Origin of the sequence: Paenibacillus sp. FSL H8-0537 (assembly GCF_038051995.1) — a bacterium.
Lineage (GTDB): Bacteria > Bacillota > Bacilli > Paenibacillales > Paenibacillaceae > Pristimantibacillus.
In genome coordinates this window covers 2,497,680-2,518,133 of record NZ_CP150290.1, presented here as the reverse complement: position 1 = coordinate 2,518,133, position 20,454 = coordinate 2,497,680, and the positions used below count along the sequence as shown (strand labels likewise).

The window sequence follows — 20,454 nt, the reverse complement described above, 5'->3', positions numbered from 1 at the left end:
ATGTTTACCATTCGTCTACTTCATTAATTGTGATAGTCCTAACCATTTTCAACTATCTTATCATTTGTTTACAATCATGCCGATATGCTGTTTTTGATTTGCAATCGACTGTATGAAAGCGCTATATTAAAAAATAAAAGGAACATCATCTAGCGAATGGGAGAGGATATACATGGTTTTATTGTTCATAAACGCAGGTCGAAAGTATTCCAAAATCAACAAAAACATATACGGTCACTTCTCAGAGCATTTAGGCCGTGGCATTTATAACGGCTTATATGTTGGTGAGAACAGTCCAATCGCCAATACCCGTGGAATACGCACCGATGTTGTAGAAGCATTGCGGCATATCAAGGTTCCGGTATTGCGCTGGCCCGGAGGATGCTTCGCCGAATATTATAATTGGAAAGACGGCGTTGGGACTGATCGCAAGCGCATGGTTAATGCCGGTTGGGGTGGTGTGGTAGAGGACAACTCCTTCGGCACCCATGAGTTTTTAGATCTTTGCGAGCAGATTGGGGCATCTGCCTATATTGCCGCAAACGTTGGTTCTGGTACTCCGCGGGAAGTAAGCGAATGGGTAGAATACATGACCTTCGGCGGTGAGTCACCGATGGCCGACTGGCGACGCCAAAACGGTCGTGATAAGCCTTGGAAGGTCGAGTTCTTAGGAATTGGCAACGAGAACTGGGCCTGCGGCGGGCATATGAGTCCGGATTATTATGCGGATGTATACAAACGCTTCGAAACATTCGTCCGCAATTATGACAGCAATAAGATTTTCCGAGTTGCTTGCGGCGCTGATGGAAACGATTATAAATGGACGGAAACCTTGATGCGCCTTGCAGGGAAAAGGATGAACGGTCTATCGCTGCACTATTACACCATGCCTGCATATTACGAAACGGAACCATACCCATGGGAGCGCAAAGGACCCGCTGTGGGCTTTGACGAAGCTAACTATTACCGAACACTGCGCCGGGCATTGTATATGGATGAGCTGATCCTCAGACATAAGCATGTGATGGATCAATACGATCCCGAATGCCAAGTGTCGATTATTTTGGACGAATGGGGGACTTGGCATGAGGTCGAGCCTGAAACCAATCCTGCTTACCTTTTCCAGCAAAACACCATGCGTGATGCAATTGTCGCTGCGGTGTCGCTAAATATTTTTAATACCCATAGTGATCGGGTGCATATGGCCAATCTTGCCCAAATGGTAAATGTTCTCCAATCGGTGATTTTAACAGAAGGGGAAGAGATGATACTTACTCCCACCTACCATGTATTCGATCTTTTTAAGGGACATCAAAACTCCACACTTATTGAAAGCTATGTGCAGCAAGATTTGACTGGTACAGAGGAAGCTCCAGTGCCTGCCATGCACGTTAGCGCTTCTGAGCGAGCTGATGGCAGGATTCATGTAACCGTTGTAAATCTATCCGTAGATGAGCCTCAACAGGCACAGGTTCTGCTTAATGGAAAAGTGTTTTCTTCTGCCGAAGTTCGTTACATCTCCGGCGATATGAATAGCCATAACCCATTTGGACAACCACCTCAGGTAGAGATTAAAACGATGAATAATATTACCGTAAAGAACAATGACTTACTTATTGACCTTCCCGCCTGTTGTGTTGCTGAAATCATCCTTGATTAACTACAACGGTTACACAAGCTAGGCACAACAAATAACAACAAAAAGCCTGAACCTTCAAGGGTTCAGGCGGGGTTCAGGCGGTGATTATCTATATTATTTTCTGGCGACAAAATGCTGTATTGGCCGCCTGTTATGTTGCTGCACACTTTTTATTTTAAAAACTATACTTCACAATCATTATTAAATCCTCAAGATTATTCAATGGCGTGGAATCAACAGACAGCACAAATGTTTTATCCAGAGCAATATCTTCGTTGCTCCCGCGGCAAAGCTCCCATTCATCTATTCTGTCAAGATCAGCAGTATTGCCGTCAACTTTGATTGAAAAACTTGCCGGATTATCCTTAACCTTTGCCACAAACATTACATTTTCAATAGTAGCATCCATAGTTTGAGCCATATAAGGCAACCTTGATTTACCAATTTTCAAATCAACAGTCCCGTTCTTTTTAAGCAAATGCCACTCATTGGGCTGGTCATGTTTCATATTCAGAGCTACATGTAAGCCTGTTTCACTGAGTTCCTGTTCAATGCTTTCAAGCCGTTTGGATAAAGACTTGATTGCAGCGGATTTTAACCGCTCACCGCCTTCACAAGCTGTGTATTTAAAATGAATAATCACATCCGGAATGCTGTGATAGTCAAATTGTCTGAACGTTGGCAGCTCCAAACGCCACTTGCTGATCACCCCAGCTCCTTCAAATGGCAAATATCGCTCGTCCTTGAAATTAAGCTCAAACATCCCGCTATCATTTTGAGCGGAACTGGCCGCTATCGCATTAATCGGTATCGTATAAGAACTGAACCTGTCATCCGTTTCCTCGGTATTTTCTTCGTAAGCTTTACCGCCTATAGCCGTGTTCCGGAATTTATTTTTCAAAAGACTGAGTGTGGCATTAATGCCTGTATAAGGACCCGCAATACAAGGAATGGAAACGGATACCGATTTGATGCGGCGTCTGTAATGACCCGGATAATCCATATCAAATAAAACTTCCGGCAGTGCAAATTCACATTTGCCCGTTTCTCTGAGCTGTATGATTGCCAGAGGATTAATTTGATATAAGGAGAGCTGCTTGGTTATCTCAAAATCATGTCCCCTCTCGTTTTGGTAAGCTGCTTCAAGCTGCTTAAGTCCCACATAGAGCTGCTCGCCTGCCAACAGTCCGTCTCTGCCCGCATTATAATAACCGGACTGAATGAAATTAGCGCTGCTGATGCCTCTTTCAAAGCAAAAGGTTTTTTCGGCTTTTTTGGCGAGCTCATAAGCCAGGTTATAAACCTGATGGTATAAGGTTTTCAAGCTTCCCCTCATCCAGGTGTATAACTCTTCGTTTGAGTACTTGTTCTTTATAAATTCTTCCACTTCATTGGCGTTGTCTATTGCCTTTTGCTGATTGATTATTTCCTGGTTGGCAATATTGATTCGTATTTCCTGGGTAGTAATTTGCTTGTCTATCTGCTTAAGTTCATATCCTGCAGCGTTGGCCTGAAAAATACGTTCTTGCATGGCGCGGGTAAAGCCGCCTTTTTTGCCTGCACTTGTGGAAGCGTAACTCAATTCGCTTGCATCAAGCTGCAAGAACTTAGCCCAAGCCTGAGCAGCAGCTCCCAGATTAGAGCCGCCTAATGTAGTGGACATGCCAACCCCGAACGGTTCCATATTGCCGCTAAAGTTAGGAAGCATATGCAAAATGCTTGCCATTTTTTCAGGAAGGGCCGCCTGCTGCTGCTTATTTTGTGCCTCGCTCGCCTTGTCCATATCTTCTTTTTCAAACGGTATCAATTTTAATCCGCTTTCCCCATCCACAGTTACAATATCATTGGGTATCCCATTGAAATCAGCCGTATTAGCAGACACCAAGCTTTCGTCCAGGCCGCTCAGCAACAGGTAATATTTCATCTTGGCTTCCGGTGCCCTACGGTTTTCGATTAGACTTTCAATATTTTTTTGCGCCTCTTCCAGTTGTCTTTTCTTGATTTCCATCACCAGATTATGCATGGCTCCTTCGTGTTTTGCCCGAATAAGCCCGATGGTTTCGTTGTCCTTTTTCTCAATGGCGGACAGCATGGCGCCGCCTAACGACTTTAATTCATTACATAATTCGAGAGCCTTCTGCAACAAATAGTAAAAGCGATAATTAGGCATTGGCGTATTGAGATCATTTAATACAGAGGCTATGCTCAACCCCTGCGCGGCGGCCTTAACCAGTAAAGCCGGATCAATAGGCGGTTCAAATAAGGGAAGCTTTCGGAAAACCCCTTCTATGTTTTGACAATGACGTACTTTATACAATCTGTCGGATAGAGTATCCCAATAGCCCATAAGCTTGGGATTGTTGGGAATGCAGAAATATAACGATGCAGCCATGCCGAAGATGTTGGCAAAAGCAAGCTCATTATTGACCAAGCCAATAGGCAAAGTCATTTGATCGCTGAAGGGAGCCGCCAATTCCAACTCAACCATGGCATTACCGAAAGCATCCCATTTATCCAACAAACCAATATAAGTCTTCGGTTTGATTTTACCCCGCTTAGGTATCATCATTGGTCTCGGACCTAGTATGTGGCCTGCTAAAACATAGAGTTGGGTTGCTTGGTTGATCGTTTCAATCGTATCCTGACGGAAAAGATAGTCGCCCCATGCAAGAAGATTATCGATGTATTTCATAACGACCCATTTCATGTAGGCAACCGGTCTGCTCCGTGCTACCACATGCGGCATAAAAGGTTTATTCCGCCATTCGTTGATCGTTTTATCCGCAGCATTAGGCTTGAGGTTATTGAAGATGCTGTCCAAGATCCGCTGACTGTTCATATGTTTGAACGGTTTAAACTGCCAGAATCGATTATCCTCATTCCCATCGGCAATCGGATTAAACACAAAGTGGAACCACTTCATGGCTTCCTCAAATTGCTGGGCTTTGCTGAGCGCATCGGCCAAAAGGATTGGCGTGTGAAAAAATAGCTCCCAATTATAAAGCGAATATGGCCGTTTAAGCTCGTGATAAATAACGGGAGTGGATGAATGATTATCGTGGTCGAACGGACCAAACACATCCAAAGGCATGGATTGATTATAGTTAAAGAACGATTCAAGCTGACCCGAATTTATTTTGTTCAATAAATTCGGCGTATCAGCATGGTAAAATTCCAATGACCAAATATTAATATTGGTATAATTAAACATTACGGTATTACGGTTTACTGTAAAAGCGGCATCATCATTTCCCCACGCACCGTTCGTTAACTGCAACGATTGTATCTGATTGGAGGCTCGCTGGAATTCAGTTGTCCCGAATTCCGAATGTATGCTGGAAGGCAAAGTAAACTGCACGCTGCTTGCTTCCTTATCGTCTTCAAGCATGCTGCCTGTAAATGTGAAGCCTTTAAAGGTTGCCGTATCATCAGCAACTTGTTCTTCAACATGAATCATAAGGTTAGCACCGGAAGTTTTCGGGATAAAGGTAAATTGATCGATCCTTCTGCCTTTTACTATATCCACTAGCAGAGCATTGTTTGAAAGCTGCTTCTGCGTCCATTTTCCATTTCTGTACTCGCTCCAAGCCATTTTGATCTCATAGTAATCGATAGGCTTTGAATTGCTAATTCCATTCGCATCATTTCCAAGCGACTTAAAACTGCCGGTGTCAGAAGCAGGATTAGGTTTCGTTTTCTTCATGAACTGCGGGAAGAAAATCAGCAGCCGGCCGTTCCAGACTACAGGCGTGAGGTAACATCCATTGCCTGTTATCTGATGTGTTGCAAAGTCTTCCAGATCGTAGCTCGGTATATCAACCTGCATCTTCTCCCAGGGATACCAGTTCATCTCATCCAATGCCAAGTAGCGGTAATAAAAGATATAGGGGGCATTGCGCGTACGGGAGAAAACATGCAGCCTTGCGGCTTTACTCCACTGTGTTCCAGTCCTTATTCCATCGATATACAGCCCGACCACTTCCATATTAGCGGTTTCATCCACTTTATACAGAAAAGATTTAAGAGCATCGGTGACATTTTGTTTATTGATGTCTTTTTGCAGAAGTTCGCTTTCAAGCTCTTTGAAAAACGGACTTTTATCATCACGAAGATTGCTTTCAATCCAGTTTTCGGGATACAGAAATACTTTGCGGTTGGCCTCCCAAACTCTGTAACGCTGCATCCAATCCCAACGCGTTCGATCCAAAATGTCGGGCTTTATGCCGTTGTGCTCTTCCTCCAGGCCAAGGAAGCAGCGTTGCACAAATAAATGAACAGATGAGATAGCCTGCTTGATACGCGAGGTTTCCATGCAGGCTTCCATTTGCACGTCGATCAGAAAATATTCAAACAATCCGTCCGCGTCTGTAACGTTCCAAGTGATCAATTCTTTTTGCTGTAACAAGTAAGCAATCAACGCTTCTTTCTGATTATTCCGAAGCTGGTCATGGAGAGGTTTCACAGCCTGCTCCCAGTTGGTTTGGCTATATTTGGCCCGAATGGCATTTTTGATGCCGTCGGCTATTTTGCGGCAGGCGCTGAACTTGGAAACAGGCACTGCCCATTCAAAAAGCAAATCAATATCAATGCCGATTTTGTCGGCAACCGTTAAGGCTTCCTGTAGTTTTAGCAGATTTATTTCATTGCGGTAATCTTCTAATTTACCAATATTGAAATGGTTTGAAGCGATTAATTTTTCGATGCGTTCTTTTTTCCAGGAGGTGAGATCAACGATCTTTTCAAGGAGCTTGGTTTCATCCGATGTGGCATCATATACCCAATTCCAAAAGTCAAGCAAGTTCAGCTTGGCTTGCGTCAAGGAATTGCGCAGCCCAACATATGCCTCCATGCGCAGCCACTGTATAAGGGTTGGAGCATTAAAATCCAGAATGTCAAAGCCGGTCTTGCGTAGGTCTAAAAAGCGGATTTCATCCTCGCTTAGATCAAAGGCGGAAACCAGCATGGCTGCTTTTTTCAAGGCGATTAACGCCGGTTCGCATTGGTTCGAAGCAAAATCTGGTATTAACGCGGATGAGGGGATCGAAGTAATAGCTGAAGCAGGCGTTTTCCAGAACATATTTTTAAGCTCTACGCCGGTCGAAGCCAGTTTATATAATTTTCCGGCCTGTAATGGTTTAGTCCCACTCCACCATTCATTAGTCGGGTCTTCCTGTGCTGTAAAATCCAAAGCCTCTCCATCAATACTGACAGCGGGCTTAGCGTCGCAATTTTTAATAATAAACGTATAGCCGGCGTCCGCAGCAGGTATAAGATATCCGCTCCAATTCGTCTCTTCCGGTTTTGCGCTTTCCTTGATTTTTTCAAAAATGCCGTAAATCGGCGTAACGGACGAGCCTAGCTTCAGCACCTCCGAAACCAGTACACCGGTGATTTTTGTGTCAAGACCGGTAAAATTGGCAAGCGTATCGATCACAAAACGGCGGGATAGCTGCTGGCGCAAATAGGGCAAAAATAGCTCCAGAAAGGCGGCTCGTTTCTGGGGACCGGTATTAGTGTCCGCTTCCCCTTCCGGGATTTTATCCAACGGAATCATGATGTCTCCCGATTTGATAATGGCTTCTAGCTGCGCTTTTTCATCATCTGTTTTTGTTTGTTCCTGTTCCAAAACACTCGATAAAAGCTCTTTAAACCATTTGTCTTGCTGCTTTTGAATGCGCGTCAGCGCATTTACCCAATCGGAGCTATTGCCGATCGCATTATAATCCGCAGCTTCAGATTCGGTCAAAATGCCCGTAATTTGAATGGTTCCCAAGGTTTTATCGTATTTGAGTTTATTTTTAAGCGTATTGGTATCCGGCACAGTAAAGTTCAAATTTTTGGGCGCATTGGTCGTAAATACGTTTGCGCCTTCCAATAGGCCGATAATTTTTTCAATCGTGTCGGTTTCAAATAGCAGACTCGTCTTGCTTCGTATCAACGTACTGGCTGCTTGTTCCTGGATGTTTATTTTTTGCATGGCGGGGTCTGCAATGAAACGATCGGCTTTTAAGTCTTTATGCGCTTCATCAATGGCGTTTAAACCGTCATACAAGGCTTTGCTAAGCTGCAAAACGTTCTTTTGGGCGGGGGCAAACGGTTTTTTTTCGTCATCTGCATTCTTGATGATGTAATTCAATTGCTGATAGGTAAATCCGGCAGACTCCATCTTTTCCCATCGTTCCATAAATTCGAGAGACGCATGGGCATCCTGAAACATATTTCCGTACAACGGCAAAATACTAATAAAGGCGGAGATTCTTAAACCTATCGCTTTGGATAATAGACGGTAACGATAGAGAATGGACAAGTTACTTAGGTTAAGCTTGTCTTCCATTCCGGCAGCCTGCATAATCGCCTGGATATCGTCGGCAGAAAGATTGAGAGAAGCCATCACTGCCGGAACATGTTCAAGCAATTTGGCATCAGCTGTCAAATAATTGCCCCTATCGTCAGCCTTGAATATTTTATCGATTCCCAAGACGTTATGGGTCAGAAATAACCGCTGATAAAGCGACTTTTCCCCGGCGGTACTAATATTGCTCCAAAAAGAAAGCAGCTTAATGAGTTCAACTCCTGTTTTATCCAGCAGCTTCTTTACGGCTGCAAGCTGATAAATAAAATTCGGGTTGATATCGAAAGCTTGCGTGTCCGTATCTTCTTCACAGCAATCGCAATCTTCATGATGGCAATCCTCTTCTTCGCCGCAATGATCGCATAGGCTGTCTGCCGGCTTGCTGCCCGGAGTTATTGCGCCGCTAAGGCCCGCAATAGCCTGATCGGTTTCATTAATCGTCCAACCCAGCTTACGCCATAAACGGATGAACCGATGAATCCTGTCATATTCCTGGACAGTCAAAGGTGTGCCGTCCAGATGCTGAAGCAACGCCGTATCGAGATCGCAGCTGTCTCTCTGTTCAAAATAGATCAGGTACACCTTATTATCAATGACCAGAAAAACGCCTTTGTCCCCTTTATCGCTAATGAACGATGAATCTTTAAAAGCACTCTGATCTATGGCATTTTGCGTATCTTTAAACGATAGTTCTCCGGTTTTTTTATCAATGCTTCCAATTTCTATTTTTTTCCGCTCATATTCCAAGAAAATCGTACAATCTTCAACAACAGCAATCTCTCGTTCTGCTCTTAAAATCTTGCCATTCACGCAGTCTCTTCCGCTCTCAATCACGATCATCTTGCCCACTTTTTCAAAGTTGCATTTCACCCAGTGAATGATGTCTTTATCGGAGATCTCTGTTGCATTCCGGTTTGATTCAGGACAGCTCAAAGCATTTTTGTTCGTGAGAAGTTCAATTTGTTCTTTGAGCAATGGCACGAGATTGGCCAGCTTTTCGCCTTTAACCAGGACTTCAGCCATTTTTTCAATGCCATATGCCTTGGCATAGTTCTGCAAAAAGCGATAGCTGAAATGCAAGCTTTCCATGATTGTTTTAGATTTGCCTTTGGGCATGAATGGATTAATGTAGCCGGTTTTCAACAACTCGACCAGATTGAAATAGTCAATGCCTGTACGGCGCAAAAACTCTTTTTTAATGCGAGTAAGCCCCTCGTCCCCCAGCATCGGGTTATCATCATCAAAGCCATAATATTTACAAACCGGTTTTACGCCAATTAATTGCCGATACTCTTCATCGGTGTGGATTCTATTTTTCAGCTTGTCCATCAAAGCTTTGCTTTCAAAGCACGCTTTGGTCAGGATCACGTATTCTTCCATCGTTAGCCCTAAAAATTCCGCATCTGCCGCCCGGTCCAGCGCTTCGTTTTTTAAATGGACAAGCTCCTCATCATTGTCGGTCATTTTTTTTCTAAACGTTTTAATAAGTTCATAGCGGCTGGTATCCAAATGCTTTAAGTAAATTCTTTCGGCATCAATCGGTTGATGATAGGGCAACGAGGGAGGATAAACCTCGCTTTTCAGTATGCAATAAGCTTGGTATTCGGTATGCTGTGGTTCGGCCAGCAGCTCGCTGCTGGTTTCATCCTCCACGTTAAAAGGCTTAAGATGCTTAAAGGCCACGTAATTTTCCATGACCTCATTTACCAAATCAATATAAGGCAAGATCGTATTTGTATTTTGGCAGGTGAGCTCCAGGCAGCCCAAATCGGGCCTGCGGTCAAACAGCTTTTCGAGCGGCGTGCCAGAAATATCTTTGGGATTGGATTTAATCGGAATCGGGTTATCGGAATCGGGATCGAGATTGTTGTTGCGCAAATAGTGCAGCAGCTCCACATAGTACGCCGCCGCACTATATACGGAAGTGCATTCGCCGCATTCGCAGAAATCGGCATCGCCAAATAGCAAGTCCCAAGAAAGATTATGCTTGGCTAGGGTTTCTTCGAGGGTGGGAGCCGTATGTCCTATGCCCTCGACTTTGTAGCTCATTGTCTCCATATCTGCATTAGCGGCCATATTCATGCTTTTATCGATAAAGGCTACGCCTGTACCTTTACCTGCTTCTCTTAACGCCATAATTGCCTGCTCGTTGCGTACACGCGCCTGTTGGGCATTGCTATGAATCTGCCTGAGGGTGTTATCATCCAAGCCGCTCTTGCTCATCACTGTCATGAATTGCGTCTGGGGGATAGCGGAAATTTGCATGGCTGAATGCAAGTTCGCGTTGTACAGCACCGGCAACGCATCCGTGTCCGTGCTTACCGCAGCGATGCGCTGTAACGTTTTAAGCCGGGTTATTACCGTTTCATGATTTTCGAGCGGGATGTCTTTCAACGCCTCTTCATTTTTGACGATTTCATAGATAGATGTGGATTTGATATTGAAATCGGGCTGTTTTGCTAAAACAGCCGCGACATTGGCGCCTACCGCGTCATTCAGCATCGGTATTTGCGGGTCTTTGATCATGTTGACCAGCATAGCGGTTGGCTCTGTTCGGAAAAGCTCGCGATGCAGATTGAAGGCAAAAGACTGCTTGTCTTCCTCTGATTCTCCTGGAGCCAACCCCTCCACTTTTTCGACGAATGCTGATTTATTATATTTTGCCGCAATATCGCGCATCGAATAGATTTGATCGTCTTGTTGAAAAACTGAAATCAGTTCTTTGTTGTCATTGCTCCACTCGGCCAGACGATGGGTAAAATCGAGGTTGTTGATGACGGCGGGCGTAAAGTCTTCTGCTCCGGCGAGCTCGGATTTGATGACGGACCAATTGCCATTGTTTGTTTTGTAGATGTTCTCGAAAGCCTTTTGTTCATTATTGGATTTCAGATCGAATTTGAAAAAATCGATTTTTAATTCAACTTTTTTTTGGTTTTTTGTTTGATTTGCCATAACAAGCCTCTCTTCTATATCTGAGCACTCAACATCAAGGCACAGAAAATTAGTTTATATAGCCGCTTTTTTCTTCCCTTCTTGATGTTTTCTATGATTCAAGGGAGGTAACTTATTGTTCTTACGATCTGTATGTGAAGGAGTATGCTGCGAGTTATTCTTCTGTTTTGCTGGTGATGGTTTGTTTACAGGCTGATGTGCGGGTGCAGATTTATGTTTCGTAGTTGTACTTGCCGAAGGAGTGAATTCAACCTTTTGAGCACCTTCTTCAATAAATTCATCCACGATATTATTAGGAGAAGGATTGATGATTGTTGGATCAGGGACGCTATTGTCTTCCCTAGCGACATCCTTTGCAAAGGTTGCACAATTATTAGTTAATACAGAATACTCTTTTCGTTTTGGATCGGTACTTTCTTTAATCTTATTTTCTGCATATTTCTGCATATCATCAAACTTATTACTTTTGATATATGCTCCGACAATTTTTCCATCGTGTCCGGATTTTTTTGATAATTCTCCCAGTACTTTTTGTAGTGAGGCCTCTGTTGGTTTACCGTTCTCAATGACGACGTTTGATACTTTTACATTTTTTGTTAAGCCTATTTTTTCTTTATCATATCGACCGTATTCATAATATTTTGTCGTGCCGGTTTTATTGTCAATCAAAAGGATGCCGGCATGTCCAAGTGCTAACGGTCTCCACCCGTCTGTAATCTCAGGTTTAAAATCTGGATAGGCTATAATCACCGCATCTCGGCCATCGGGATCAATTGCTATAAGAGGTCTTGCATTAACAAATTGAAACGAATTGTTCATATTGGATTTTTTTTGCAAATGGTTCGTAAAAATTATTTCAGGATCCGCACTGCACCACCTTCCCAACCACGACACGTAATACCTCGCGCTATGGTATTCCAACCCGCTCTCCTCATCCCGCTCCATGCCAGTATACCGATAGCGTTTAGCTGCGCATTTTATGGCTGCGTTTATAGCCTGAAAAGCGGTTGTGCCATAAGGATGGTACTCTTCGTAGCTGATTACCCTCGCTTTATCGTCCAACTCCAACGCTGCTGAGCCAAGATGATTATGCAGCTGATAACGCACCGTTTGAACAGGGCTCGTTCGTCCCATCGGTATGTCCAATACCACCTTGGGCTTGGTTTCAGTATCGATCATGACGAAACGGTGCTGCCCATCCATCAGGCTCAGGCTGGTCCGTTCCAACCCTGCGTCCGCGCCGCTGTACTGTTTATAAAACTCATAGCCCGCGATATAAATCCGTTCGTCTTTTCGGCTAGGTGTATGACCTGCATCGGCCTGATTCTCGGTAATTTTTCTTATCCGCTGCCCTTGCCCATCATATTGGTAATAGGTCGTTTCCGGCGTGCCGCCGTCAGTGCGCCGCTGCCTTGTCGTTCTTACAAGCTCTTCTTTAAAGTTCCATCCCATATCTTCCAAATGGGGCATGGCGGTTATAAAGCCATGGCGCGGATGGTGCGTGTAGCTGTAAGTGTTCGCGCCTAATTGCGTGCTGATCAGACGATTATTCGCAGCCTGATAGTTATAATCCCTTGTCCAGTTGTTTCCAGCAGCTTGATGCTGCGTTTGCAAAATGTTTCCGACTGCGTCATAGAGGTAGCTTTGTGTGTAATTCCGCATAGCCATCGGATCGCCGGGGTTTAATTGCTGCATGAAAGCAGCATCGTTCCAGTTGTCTTTGCTGTCAAAAGACAGCGGCGCATTGTTCTCCCTACCGGTGGCGCTCGCCAGACGATAAAGAGCATCGTAGGTATAGGCGGAAACTCCGGTAATCTTTTGGTTATTAAAAAAAACGACAGGAATGTTCACGTCTTCGATATGGGTGATATTGCCTACCGGATCATAGGTGTAATGCCAATCCTGAAGCGGGTCGTTGTTCGTCCGTTTAGTTTCTAAACGCTTAAGCCTGAAGGTTTCCTTGTCATAATAAAATCGGGTAATGACATCATTCCCGTAGATGATTTCATTGCGCTGGCCCTTTTCATTGTAGGCAATGTCTTTTATATAGGTTGTAGTCATAGCAAGGTCAGCATGGGTAACGCTTTCACTGTTCAGCAAACCAGCTTCGTTATAAACGGGAATGATGATGCTGCCATCTGGCGCGGTTTGTTTTGTGATTCTTCCAAGGACGTCTGTTTCCGTCATAAAGGTAAAGCTCTCGGCTTCAAGATCTGCTACTAAGTTAGCGTCTGTCCAGTTGACAACGCCTTTGTAATTTTTGAATAGCTTGCGGGTGGAATAATTCGGTTTTCCTTTGAAGTCATATTCAGGCGTTACCACTATTCCGCCAGTGTCATAATGCTTGATTACCTGCCCCCTGAGGTTTTTCAGTTCAGGGCTGCCCTCTGTTTCTCCATAAAATATCCTCTCAAAAATATGGTTAAGAGGGTTATCGCCATCACCGCCTATGACCATGCTGTGGACAGGCCGATGCAGGATATCGTAAAAATATTGGAATTCGTGATCGCTCTCATCCCATGTGCGCAGCGGGTTGCCCATAATATTCATCAGCAGCCACAGCTGGCCGGCATCCATGCTGCGCTGATAGACTTTGTTGCCCAGCATATCATAGTTGTACTGCATCACTGCATTGCCGCGGGCATCGGTAACCTTACGCAGATTGCCTTCGATATCGAGATCGACTCTGGTTACGTAAAATTCATCCTCGCCGGCTTTCACATGTTTATTATGGTCAACCGACAATACTGGCCTGCCTAACGTATCAAAGTGCTGGACATTGGGGGTTCCCGCATGTTTGGCCGCTTTTTCGGCAGCCGCCTTTTCCCTCTCCGGGTTTTTGCCTGCTGCAATGAGCTCGGCATCGATCAGCCGGTTGGCGCGTTTGTAATACCATAAAGATTCCAAAATCGTATCATTTTGGTCGTACACCAGTTGTTTCCATGAATCAAATTCCGTGCGCGAAAACGTGCCATCGGGCTTTTCGGTTTTGATCAGCCGTCCCGGCGCGTCGTAATACATGATGGGCGTAACCCCGGTTTCCACCAATTCCTTCAAATCTTCGTAGTTGTGCGTTAACGAAAAGTACGGCTCGTATTGTTTTACGGCGCTGCCTTTGTTGTTGAGCACGGTTCTGCCGTTGCCGATCCAGCGCAGCTGCTTGGGGTTAAGCGCGGCGGTATCGATATCGGCGACAGTGTAAGTATCATCGGAACCCACCATCACCTGCTTGGCCGGCCCAGGCTCGGCCTGCGCCTTTTTCATCACCACTTTCCCAAGACCATTGGAATATTCAAAACTGATCTGAACAGGCGAATCCTTGTTTTTCCGATAATGCTCTTCCCTTACAATGGAGGCGATAGCCGCAGGCTTTCCTGAATTTCTATAGGCATCAAAGTCATAGACAAATCTTGCCGTGGCATGCTGCAATAAGGTTTTCCCATGCGCAACCAATATATCGGAAGCCGGCGCTTGGAAAAAATCATTGACCTGTGTATTTTCAGACAACGAAGAAAACTCGTTCAAACCAATCAAATCATCGGCTTCATTGCCTTTGCCGTATATCGCCGTGGCCTTCACCAAGCCCAATTCATCTTGAATAGCTTCGGAGATATTGTTATTCGGGTCTTTCATTCGCTGCGGTGAAAGGGTCCTGTAATTATAAAGCTCAACCTTGGTTTTATTGCCTAATGCGTCTTCGGTTTCTTCAATGAAAAGGCGATAGCTGCTGTTATATTTCACCTTTGTTTTGGCGCCGTATGGATCGGTATAGGAAATGGGGAGATAAAAACGGTCCCTGGCATCGGCTGTGGCTTCCCCCGTACCGACAAATTGGGTGGTTCCCGATCGAATCCACCAGTTGTCGTCACTCTCCCTATGTGTGAATTTACCTTCCAGCATCAGCGTTTCATTAACCTTTGTGTCAAAAATATGGTCGACTAGTGCCGGAGTGTAGGCTAATTGATAGCTTTCGAAAGGAAGCCCCAATGATGCCAATTGATATAACGGCAAAGCATCCTTTAGATTGTCGCTGCGATAAATCGAGCGTATGTGTTCAATTAATCTTTTCTGCGGAGTCCCGGGTGCGGGATTTTTATCAACCTGATGATAATCCGCTTCGACGGCAGCCGTAAGGATGCTCTCAAAATCATTTATTGTATACAGGCGGCTGTTTTTGGCAACACCCTTTAATTCATAAGTCATCGTTTCCGAGGGAAGTCTCAGTCTGTACGAAGCGGCAGCGTCAATATCATTGGTGAAGCTGTTTTGCGTATAGGTTATTCGTATTTTGTTCTGATCCTCCCGAGTTTCTATGGGCAGGGAAAGGTCCACTTGTATTCTCGGATAAACCACCGACGCCGACTCTAACACATTTCCATACTCATCCATTTTGATATTGAGGGTATGGGCAATTCGCGGGTCCCCTGTGTTCCGTTCGTAGCTGTAGGAGATGGCCTCGCTTTCTTTAACAATGAATATGGCGTGCTTGTTTTGCCCTTGCGGCTGCAGCAGTTCGATAACCCAATTATGCGCTGCTGCGGAAAAGAGAGCTAATGAATCATCATGAGCAAACGTTTCCGAACGCAGGCCCATGCCTTTGCAGGTACGTAACGCTTCCCTCCATTCCTGGGCGCTGAGACGGTTAATAGTAGATGGATCTAATCCTGGCGCGGCAATGATCCGCCCATCAGGCAAAGGCGATTCATCGTTTACAACAGCAAGGCCCTGCCTTCCCATTTCTGCAAACCAGTATTCTTGAGCAAACGAATTGAGAATATTTTCCCTGCTTAAAAAGGCTCCGGTATGAAACCAGCTTCTGGTTATTACCGGTTCCTGATGCACGGTTTTGTCCACAATATTGCTTGCATTTGCTTGTATCCAATGTTCAAAATCTTCGGTATCTGTCTGTTCCACCATGCCAAAACCCCTGAATTCCCTTTCGGCATGGTCGTAATAGCCGTGACGGTATCGGTAAGAGCTGACGAATCGGCAGCCTGTAATACGATCTCTTGTTTCGGTTTTTGAAATGCAATGTACCGGGAAATGCAGCTTGGTAATCCATGGCCTTCCGGCAAGCTTGTCTTCCATGTAGAACTTGGTGGAGGGAGTATATTCCAGCGAAACTTCTTTGCCGAGGTTATTTTTGTAGGAAACCATGAGGTGAGGTTTTTTACTGTTCATCAGGTCAATGTATTTTAAAGGTGTCTGGGCATCCTTGGTTAAAGGACTTGACCAGATAATACAGGCAACGCCATTGCCCAGCAAATCGGCTGCCGTGATTTGGGCCTGATGATGTATTTCAGGGAAGGGATCGATTTCGAATGGAGTTGCGTTGAATGCGTTTCCGCTTAAATTCACCCAACAGGTGAATTTGTTTTTGCCAATATAAATAATATCGGTCGTACCGGAGCCGTCAATATCGGCCAGCCGCAAGTATGAAGGGTTGAACGCATCGGGATGGTCGAAAACCGGGGCATGATCCATACCCACCTTAGCGCCAAACCTTCCGTAGCCTAGATTCGGCCAATAACAGATTTCTCCGTTTCTTATTCTGACGATATCCGTCAGACCATCGCCTGACATATCCGCCAGGAAAATGGTTTGTTTAGGGTCGGCGAAGACGACGTTAGGGCCCGTCTCTTCATCAAGGGACTTGAATGTTTTATGGTAGCTTTCAAAGCCCTTTCTGCCCGCCGATTCATACCAGATAAATACTTGATCCTCTGTCATTAAAATCTCCGGTTTGCCGTCTCCATTGAGGTCAATCATCCGGGCATTGGAATCTCCCATATTGATATTGGGCAAGCTGTCGAAAGTCCGGAAAGGCTGCCACTCTTCCTGCTCGCCTAATTCAAAATACCCTGTCGGCTCGTTGCTCATGTTCACAAGTTGTTTGCTTCCGTCCGCATCCAGGTCCATCAACTGCAGCTGTGAACCAACGCCTGCAAATGAGGGTTTTGGCGAAATCAGTGTTGCCTGTTCAAAGCTGCCGCCACCCAAATTTCGTTTATAAAACCAGCCTTCGTTTTGTTCGGTCAGGATGCCCGAGAGACCTTCATTGAATAAATCCGCAAATTGATAGAGTGGTTCATTCAATCCCACAGGCGCATGAATCAGTGAATCCGAGGAAATGGCCTTAACATCCTTGCTCCAATCGTGTTTCTGATATTCAAACTCGGCAGGCGGCAAATTTTTATCCGTATAGGTTCCATCCGGCTTCTTGATGTATCCATAAGCGGTAATGGAGCTTAGGAAGGAAAAATCCGCTTCGCTTGCCGTGCTGTATCCAAAATTGAGGGTTTTTACTAAAGCCGAGCCGCCGGGAAGCTCAGTAAAATAATGAAACAGCAATACCCGCTTGCACAATCTTGTGGTTCTGATCTCAAACCCTGACTTGTATTCTGAGAAAGCGTCTATTCTAAAATCCCAATCCTTATTGATCGCAAATGGAGCGCTGGCGTCGTATTCCCCGTAATCGAATACGGTTCGGAACAGGTACTCCGTTTCATTCGGATAGGCGTCATTAAACGTTTTGTATGGCACTTTGTTGCCGTACAGCACCTTTTCCAGATACAGATTGGTATAGGCAATTTTTCCGTTTTCCGTGCGATTTCGGTTGTGCAGCAACGAAGCGTCAAACCCTTTAGCGTCTTCTTGCTTATAGATGTAATGAGCGCAGTTGCCTTTATCGTCGAAGACAAATTCAGGCAGCCATTCGAATATTTTTTCTGCTGCTTTGGGGTCGGTAATTCTTGATGAGGCGCTCCATCCAAAAAGTGTCGTTACGTTCTCTTTCGTAATGACCCGCCATTTGATTTCCTGCGATGTTTTCCCCGTCCACATCTCCATTCTGGCAAATAATCCTTCGATACGAGGTTTGTAAAACTTGATTGTGAACAATCCGTCCGGGGAATCCATTTCTTTAATTATGTAATTCCCACCATCATCTGTATGGAAATGGCCATCCGCTTCTTTGGCGAATTCCGGAACAAGGTCTTCAGACTCGGAAAAAAGGAACGTATCCGAATCCGCTTCATCCAAATACCTGGGGAGTCCTTTGTCGGTTTTGCGTTTAATGGCCGGCAGACTCAAAGTCCAACCTATGCCGAAAATACCATTTCCGGCGCCAGAATCATAAGTCAAATTCAATGCAGGTGAAGCGCCGCCCCTGGCTGGAGAGAAAGGAAGAGGTATGGAAAATGAAGTTGTTCCATTAACGGCATTAACAGAAAACTTCTCGTCAATTCCTTTTATGGCGCCGCCACCCTTTGGCAATGCTATGGACGGAATTTCAATTGCATTGGACTTCGTTTTCCCTCCATCTGCTTTGAGGAATTGAGAAGATTGTTGTGAGTTTTCTATTTCCTTTTTCATTTTTTCACCTCTTCATACCTAGACCCCAATTCGAGCTTGAGGTCTTTTTTAATGAAATCATATCCTCATTTAGTATATTATGTCAATAAAAAAGCTGCCGTTGTAATCGCATTCATGCTACTCCTGATTCCCGCTCATATACGCTGCTCCCCCTGCATATCGTCGAAACAGCTTTTGCACAGCCTTATTCGATAACAGGAGCTACCCAGATAAGTTTCAGCAGTTAACCCCATCTCGCCTATGTATACAAGTTCTTGTGCCAATACGGCTAAGGATATAAGTTCTTATCCATGACTTTGGACAAGAACTTATATCCTTAAAATGAAAAAGCCGCGCAACGCGCATGTGATGAATCATGAAAGCAGCAAAAACCAAGACAGGAAAGCCTTATTTAATAAGCTTATTGACTCACGAAAGATGAAAAATTATTGAATTCCATTAATCTAATACTAATAATGAATCATAGAAAATGAGAAATCCTCCTTAAGGCACATATAAGCTTTATTCATGATTATTCATTCATGATTATATAACAATAAGAATGTGAATATTTATGCATCGATGTTTGACCCCTGTCCCACAAATGAGAATCAGTCCCGTTAATTTGATCGCTTCAGCGGTACTCACTTCTTTTTCCTTGCAATAAAGTTAAAAAAATGATCTATAGCTACAACATCTGAAACTTCGCTTAGAAACCCCATGTTGAATGAAAAAAACATTCTGATGTCAAAAACAGGAATTCTTAATAATTCTGCTAACGTGAAAAGAGGCTTAGCATCATCTGTTGTATCTAAAAGCCTTGTCATGTAACCTGAAGCACACCCCTTAGAGTAGATATTGGAATAGAAAATTTAACCCATAAAATTCCATTTGGTACATTTTTATGCACATCCAAAAAGGACAAACGTTTCAACATTATCCGAAGTCACTGAAAGTGAAAACTATCCACCTGTATAGCGAAGAAGATTCGAGCTATCTAAAAATCGCAGAACACTTAGGTGTACAAGATAAGGATCAGTAAGGTGTGGATGAGGAAATATCGCGAAGGCGGTCACAAAGCGATTGAGGACAGGCGAGGAGAACCTCATCGAATGGAAACGGAGCAGGAACGAGAAATCTGGCGCCTCGAAAGTTAAATAAGCTGACCCTAGTTGAGCACAGGCGTCAGCTTATTACTTAGGTGTTTTTCAATGTATACTATATGGGGTCTTGAGCACCGTAAGAGGTCACTTTTTTAAAAGTGTCCATCTTGCGGGTTACAGTTCAAATAACAACGATACCTGTAGTTCTTTCGCATCTATGTTCTTCTCTGATATTTCCAAGAGTTTTCTCAATGTTAAGCATTTAAGGGAATTGCATAACCATCATTTCCATTTTGAATAAACATTTTCTTAGCGACTTTGCCAATGGTTGCAGTGGAAACCCCATCAAATGTTCCACCAATAAGCCCACCAGCTACTGGGACCATCTTACCTAGATTGACCACACCTTTGCTGCCAAACTTAGTCAACAATCTAAAACCAATTTTTTGATTAATTTTAGTAATAACAGTACCAGATATCTTTTGAATGGCTACTCTCGTTATTTTTTGACCTAATACAATCCCTACATCTTTGATGATATCCTTTACCCCGTTACCACATAAGCACATGTAAACAAATGTTTTAACTTTATCGTCTCGAAGGTCGTAACCGCCCATATGAGCAATAGCTGCAATCATTCTCATCTGAACATATAATACACTTAAAAGATTAGCAGGAATAGCTACAGGTAGAGTCACTAAACCTCCAAGTCCGGTCAAAAAACCAGAAGTAGCAGATTTAGATACTTGCCATCCGATTAACGAATTTGCCGCCTCTTCAATTGACTTGGCTTTACGCAAATAATTCTCCGCTAGTTCTTCAGCAGTTTCAGCGCCTGGAAGACCATTAAGGGACTTATCATATGCCCAATCAAGTGCTTTTAATACTACATCTTTATTTAGTTTCGCCATCTTAATCTTCCCTCTCAGACAAATAATTTATTTGATGTATCGTGCGTGTTTATCATAGGTCTCAACATCTATTATATTGTAATACAAAAGACCCTATTTGGCGATATTTTCTATAAGTAGTAAACCTAATCTCCACAATTAAGT

General features: G+C 44.1%; 4 protein-coding genes. 1 reads left to right on the top strand and 3 read right to left on the bottom strand.

All coding sequences use genetic code 11. The features are described 5' to 3' along the window. Nucleotides 1-172 precede the first annotated feature (172 nt). Complete coding sequence (locus MHB80_RS10565) at nt 173-1,660, top strand: alpha-L-arabinofuranosidase C-terminal domain-containing protein (protein ID WP_341282096.1); 1,488 nt, start codon at nt 173-175, stop codon at nt 1,658-1,660. A 154-nt stretch (nt 1,661-1,814) separates the two neighbouring features. Here MHB80_RS10565 and MHB80_RS10560 read toward each other — a convergent pair whose 3' ends face one another. The 3 genes from MHB80_RS10560 to MHB80_RS10550 form a co-directional block, all read right to left on the bottom strand. Further along, entirely contained in the window at nt 1,815-10,943 is a 9,129-nt protein-coding gene (locus MHB80_RS10560) for a neuraminidase-like domain-containing protein (RefSeq protein ID WP_341282095.1), read from the bottom strand. Nucleotides 10,944-10,997: 54 nt separating this feature from the next. Continuing rightward, complete coding sequence (locus MHB80_RS10555; RefSeq protein WP_341282094.1) at nt 10,998-18,317, bottom strand: SpvB/TcaC N-terminal domain-containing protein; 7,320 nt, start codon at nt 18,315-18,317, stop codon at nt 10,998-11,000. Nucleotides 18,318-19,653: 1,336 nt separating this feature from the next. Then, on the bottom strand, nt 19,654-20,310 hold the full coding sequence (locus MHB80_RS10550; protein WP_341282093.1) for an EcsC family protein: 657 nt from the start codon (nt 20,308-20,310) through the stop codon (nt 19,654-19,656). Between the last annotated feature and the right edge of the window lie 144 nt (nt 20,311-20,454).